Below are 5,499 nucleotides of genomic sequence, written 5' to 3'. Positions count from 1 at the left end.
CCCGACGCGGGCCAAGGAACACCGGCCGAGGGCCGGGTGGGGGCCCGCGCTCGGGCGGCCCGGCAACCGACCGGGCCGTCAAAGACTATCCACAGTTTCCACAGGTTTATCCACACCCCTCGGGTGGGTACAGAAAGCATCGCTACAGCCTCTGGTGGCAGACTGCGGTGTCTCTGTGGATAACGCCACGGGTTTGTATCCACGCCGAGCCGGCCCGCGGATTGGTCGCTGAGCGAAATAAATTGCCTTGCTAAGCAATGGCACGGCCGTACCAGCCGAACGTTCATCTTCCCCATGTGCCCTGCGGTTATCGCCAACCCACAGCTCAGCGCATCATTTCTCAAGCTAACCACGAAGCGCTATGATCGCGTTCGCGCTATGTATTTGTGACTCACCTCACTGAGGCGAGGTGACCGGGGTGGAAGGCGAGTGATGACCACGCATTCGTTCGGTCCGGGTTCACCGGACCCGTCGAAGTCGTACTGCGGTTCGGCGGCGTGGAATCACAACTACAGCATCGCCGCATTGCGCGCCGGGTTGATAGCTCTGGCGTTGCTCGCAGTGCTCGTGATCATCGTCTTGTCTTGAATTGCCGCTGAGCGGGTACCCGCGTTCCGGCTCACAAGCGTCGTCCTTGCGGAGCGCGCGGTCATGGAGCAGGGTTGATAACGGCCGGCCGTCGTGAGGCGGTCCCGCGCGACTGAGCGTCAAGACGATAACCGAAGAAAGGAACGCCGTGGCTGAATACACCCTGCCCGACTTGGACTGGGACTACGCAGCGTTGGAACCGCACATCTCGGGGCAGATCAACGAGATCCACCACAGTAAGCACCACGCCACGTACGTCAAAGGCGTGAACGACGCTCTGTCCAAGCTCGAAGAGGCCCGCGCCAACGAGGACCATGCTGCGATCTTCCTGAACGAAAAGAACCTCGCCTTTCACTTGGGCGGTCACGTCAACCACTCGATCTGGTGGAAGAACCTGTCACCGGACGGTGGCGACAAGCCGACCGGCGAACTGGCCGCCGCGATCGACGACGCGTTCGGATCCTTCGACCGATTCCGCGCGCAGTTCAGCGCTGCAGCCAACGGATTGCAGGGGTCGGGTTGGGCGGTCCTGGGTTACGACACCCTCGGTGGCCGGCTACTGACCTTCCAGCTGTACGACCAGCAGTCCAACGTTCCGCTCGGCATCATCCCCTTGCTGCAGGTCGACATGTGGGAGCACGCCTTCTACCTGCAGTACAAGAACGTCAAGGCGGATTACGTGAAGGCATTCTGGAACGTCGTCAATTGGGCGGACGTGCAGAAGCGGTACGCGGCCGCGACGTCGCAAACGCAGGGCCTGATTTTCGGCTGACTTTCATTTCGATCGGCGGGGGCGTCGCGCGGTTGCGCGGCGCCCCAGTCGTTTTTCTGACCAATTGATCGACCGCACGAAAGCGTGGGTATGCGCCACTGACCGTGTCGTGTTGCACCGCGCCTAAACCGCAGGCATGCTTAATTATTCGGGCTTACCAGTGTGGTTATTCCAAGCGGAGGCGTCGCGCGGAGGTCGAGATGGAAACTGGGTCGGACGGGCCTATCGGGGTTTCCCCGTTCCATTCTCGTGGGGCCCTGAAAGGGTTCGTGATCTCCGGGCGCTGGCCTGACTCGACCAAAGAATGGGCGCAGCTGCTCATGGTCGCGGTCAGGATCGCGTCTTTGCCCGGATTGCTCTCCACCACAACGGTCTTCGGAGCCCGCGAGGAATTGCCGGACGAGCCCGAGCCCGGCACTGTGGGCCTGGTCCTGGCTGAGGGCACCGTATTCGGTGAATCCGCCATCCAGCCAGGCTATTTCGCGGATCATCAGCCCCCGGCCCTGCTCATGTTGCACCCGCCCTCGGAGACGACACCGTCACTGCCCGAATGCACCGGGGCTGCCTCGGGATGCGTATTGCTGCCCGGATTGCCATATCTGGGACTGGAGCATCGGGCGGCATGGGTGGAGGCGGAGGCCGACGGCACCATCACCTCGATGGTCAGCCGGGTTGGCGTCGACCCGATCACCCACCCCGATACGGCAATCCTGGCAATGCTGCTCGCCGCATAACGAAAGTCCCGACAACAGTTCGGGTCTCGAATGCCAGAAATACGGCTGACCGAACTCCGCTGCCTTGCTGGCGGACGCCGAATTGGCCCATTAGCCTGGGACCGTTAGCGAAGGGGAGTAGCCCCCAATCGTCGAGTCGACATACTGGCGCACAGCCCGGCCGGCGAACCGGTTCACCCGGTGGGCGAGACCTTCGACCGGCGTTCGGCGACTTGTCGTCGACGATGTGTCGAAAGGTCGTCCGAGATGCTCGCCGCCACACTGTTGACGCTGGGAGTGGTGTTCGTCGCCGAACTCGGCGACAGGTCCCAGCTGATCACCATGACCTACGCCCTGCGCTACCGGTGGTGGGTGGTGCTGAGCGGGGTGGCGGTCGCCGCGTTCACAGTGCACGGGGTGTCGGTGACCGTCGGACACTTCCTGGGCGCGGCACTGCCGGCGCGGCCGCTGGGGTTCGCGTCGGCATTCGCGTTCCTCGCGTTCGCAGTATGGGCTTGGCGTGAGGGCGCGGAGGCCGACGAGGCGGTGTCGCAGCCGCGCGAACCGCGATTCGCGTTCCTGACCGTGGTGTCTTCGTTCGCTCTCGCGGAGGTGAGCGACAAGACCGCGTTGGCGACGGTGACACTGGCCAGCGATCACGACTGGATCGGCGTGTGGATCGGCTCGACGGTGGGCATGGTGCTGGCCGACGGCTTGGCCATCGCCGCGGGGCGGCTGTTGCATCGGCGCCTTCCGGAGAAACTGCTGCACGTGGTCGCCAGCCTGCTGTTCCTCGCTTTCGGGCTGTGGATGCTGTTCGACAGCGCTCTGGGTTGGCGCTGGGTGGCCGTCGCCGCGACCATCGGCGTGGCGATCGTCGCCGCCGTATCCACGGTCGCGCAGACGGTGCGGCGCCGCCGAACCGTTGCGGCAATCGGGGCGGGACGGGCGCGTACCGGCTAAGTTAACGATGCCTCGCCCACCGACGTCCGGATGCCGTTTCGCCGTCAGCGGGGGCCGCGCTTCGCACTCGGTAGCAAAGGGCGTGCTGAATCACCCCAGGTTGCTGATCCGTTGCGGTGCGATCGCCCAGCACGCCGCGACATATTATCGCACCCGTCAGCAGGCCATTCGCCCGCCACTTCGGAACGAACCGCGAATTCTGCGGATAACCTGTGAGTTCCACTGATTTAGTGGACACCCCAGCGAATCAGTTAGACGCTCGTCAAGTGAGGAGTTGGTAGGCGCCAGCTATGCCGGTTGGCGTTCCCTCGGGGTTTGCACCTGGATACGGTTACCAAGCCTCGCTACCATGATCAGCAAATACACCTAGGTAATAGTTCACTTCTACAGCCAAGTGGAGGTCATATCGATGAGCACGACGTTCGCTGCTCGCCTGAACCGCCTGTTCGACACGGTGTATCCGCCGGGACGCGGGCCGCACACGTCCGCGGAAGTGATCGCGGCGCTCAAGGCGGAGGGCGTCACGATGTCGGCTCCCTACCTCTCCCAGCTGCGTTCCGGTAACCGCACCAACCCGTCGACGGCGACCATGGCCGCTCTGGCCAACTTCTTCCGGATCAAGTCGGCCTACTTCACCGACGACGAGTACTACGAGAAGCTCGACCGAGAGTTGTCGTGGTTGGCCACGACGCGCGACGACAGTGTGCGCCGCATCGCGGTGCGCACGGCCGAGCTCTCCCCCGAGGCGCAGCGTGAGGTCATGGAGCGGGTCAACCAGTTGCGCCAGGCCGAGCACCTAGACGCCTGACGTCCACGTCTGGCCACCGGGCGTAGGGCCCGCCCTGGCGGGCTACCGCCAGCCCATTCCGATTAGGGTTGGCTCAGCGGATCGCGCAACCGCGAGAGCTAATCCACGAGATGACCGGGAGGCGGCCGGGAATGGGCCTGTTCCGCAAGCGAAAGAGTCGCGCGACGCGTCGCGCTGAAGTCCGCGCGATCAAGGCCCGCGCGAAGCTCGAGGCCAAGCTGGCCGCAAAAAACGAGGTTCGCCGCGTCAAATCCGCTCAACGGGCCGAAGCCAAGGCATTGCGCGCGCAGATCAAGGCGCAACGAGACAGCGATCGCAATGCACTGAAAGTCGCTGAGGCAGAACTCAAAGCCGTGCGGGAGGGCAAGATCTTCGCACCGACCCGAATCCGCCGGGTGCTGACGGTGTCTCGGCTGCTCGCACCGATCCTCACCCCCTTGATCTACCGTGCGGCCGTCGCGGTCCGCGCGCAGATCGATCAGCGCCGCGCGGATCAGCTCGGCATTCCGTTGGCCCAGATCGGCCAGTTCTCCGGTCACGGCGCCCAGCTGTCGGCCCGCATCGCGGGGGCGGAAAAGTCCCTGCGGATGGTGCAGGACAAGAGGCCCAAGGATGCCGAGACCAAGCAGTTCGTGTCCGCGATCGCCGAGCGGCTCACCGACCTGTCGGCGGCGACCACCGCCGCGGAGAACATGCCTGCAGCGCGACGCAGGGCGGCCCACGCCGCCATCTCATCGCAGCTCGACGGGATCGAGGCGGACCTGATGGCCCGCCTCGGGCTGAGCTGACCGCGCGCACGGAACAAGCGCCCCGCATGTCGATTCGCAGCAGGTGGATCTCCCGCAGCCTGATCGCGGTCTCCGCGGCCGTCGCCCTCTATTTCACAGCGACGGTCCAAACCCCCGCCGCCTGGGCACACGTGCACGCCAGCAGCGACACTGCGGTACGCGGGGCCATGGCGATCGTCACGTTCCAGGTGCCCAACGAATCGAACACCGGGGCGCTCACCACGGCGCTGACCATCACGCTTCCCGACGTCGCCTCGGCCCGCACTGAAAGCCTGCCCGGCTGGACGGCCAAGCTCGACCGAGACGCCGCCTCCGGCACCGTGCGGTCAGTGACGTGGACGGCGGCCCCCAACGGCGGAATCGGGCCAGATCAATTCGGGCTGTTCCGGTTGTCGGTGAAGCTGCCCGACACCGATACGGTCAGCTTCCCCGCCGCCCAGACCTATGCCGACGGGACCGTCGTGAACTGGGATCAGTCGCCGCGGGCCGACGGGAGTGAGCCGGAGCACCCGGTGCCCACGCTCAGCCTCGCCACCGCGCCGGCGGGCCCGCACCAACACCATGGATCGCCCAACCCCGCGCCCGCCGCGGCGCGGTCGAGTGCGGCCGATAACACCGCCCGGTTGCTGGGAGGCGCGGCCTTGGTGATCGCGGCCGCGGGCGTCGCGATCGCACTGATCCGCCGACGGGCATGAGGCGCCTGGCGGCTGGCACGTGGGTCGGCCTCATGTTCGTGATCGCCACGCTGACCGCGCCGGCCGCTTCGGCACACGCCACCCGCATATCCACCGATCCCGTGCCCGATGCGGCGCTCGCGGCCGGTCCGCAGCGGGTGAGCGCCACCTTCAACGAGCAGCTGCAGACCAC

7 protein-coding genes and 1 pseudogene are annotated in these 5,499 nt (G+C 65.5%); all 8 read left to right on the top strand.

Translation table 11 applies throughout. The annotated features are described in order from the left end of the window. Positions 1 to 432: 432 nt before the first annotated feature. Positions 433 to 588 carry a hypothetical protein gene (locus tag A5652_RS28125; protein WP_197514006.1) on the top strand — a complete coding sequence of 52 codons (156 nt, stop codon included), beginning with the start codon at positions 433 to 435 and terminating at the stop codon, positions 586 to 588. A 148-nt stretch (positions 589 to 736) separates the two neighbouring features. Continuing rightward, on the top strand, positions 737 to 1,360 hold the full coding sequence (locus A5652_RS18270) for a superoxide dismutase (RefSeq protein WP_067354497.1): 624 nt from the start codon (positions 737 to 739) through the stop codon (positions 1,358 to 1,360). A 200-nt stretch (positions 1,361 to 1,560) separates the two neighbouring features. Next, on the top strand, positions 1,561 to 2,094 hold the full coding sequence (locus A5652_RS18265; RefSeq protein ID WP_067354493.1) for a peptidase: 534 nt from the start codon (positions 1,561 to 1,563) through the stop codon (positions 2,092 to 2,094). A gap of 246 nt (positions 2,095 to 2,340) precedes the next feature. After that, positions 2,341 to 3,036: a TMEM165/GDT1 family protein gene (locus tag A5652_RS18260; protein ID WP_067354490.1), complete on the top strand. Its 696-nt coding sequence runs from the start codon at positions 2,341 to 2,343 to the stop codon at positions 3,034 to 3,036. Between the two features lie 409 nt (positions 3,037 to 3,445). Continuing rightward, a complete protein-coding gene (locus A5652_RS18255) occupies positions 3,446 to 3,844 on the top strand; it encodes a secretion protein EspR (RefSeq protein WP_067354501.1) in 399 nt (132 codons plus the stop codon). Positions 3,845 to 3,975: 131 nt separating this feature from the next. After that, positions 3,976 to 4,632 carry a DUF6474 family protein gene (locus A5652_RS18250; RefSeq protein ID WP_067354487.1) on the top strand — a complete coding sequence of 219 codons (657 nt, stop codon included), beginning with the start codon at positions 3,976 to 3,978 and terminating at the stop codon, positions 4,630 to 4,632. 26 nt (positions 4,633 to 4,658) lie between these two features. Further along, positions 4,659 to 5,327: a YcnI family protein gene (locus A5652_RS18245; protein WP_067354483.1), complete on the top strand. Its 669-nt coding sequence runs from the start codon at positions 4,659 to 4,661 to the stop codon at positions 5,325 to 5,327. Next, a pseudogene (locus A5652_RS29220) lies at positions 5,324 to 5,499 on the top strand (copper resistance protein CopC); the annotation flags it as partial. The gene A5652_RS18245 and the pseudogene A5652_RS29220, both read left to right, overlap by 4 nt.

It is taken from the genome of Mycobacterium sp. 1165178.9 (assembly GCF_001673555.1).
Lineage (GTDB): Bacteria > Actinomycetota > Actinomycetes > Mycobacteriales > Mycobacteriaceae > Mycobacterium.
This window is presented reverse-complemented; position numbering and strand designations above follow the sequence as displayed.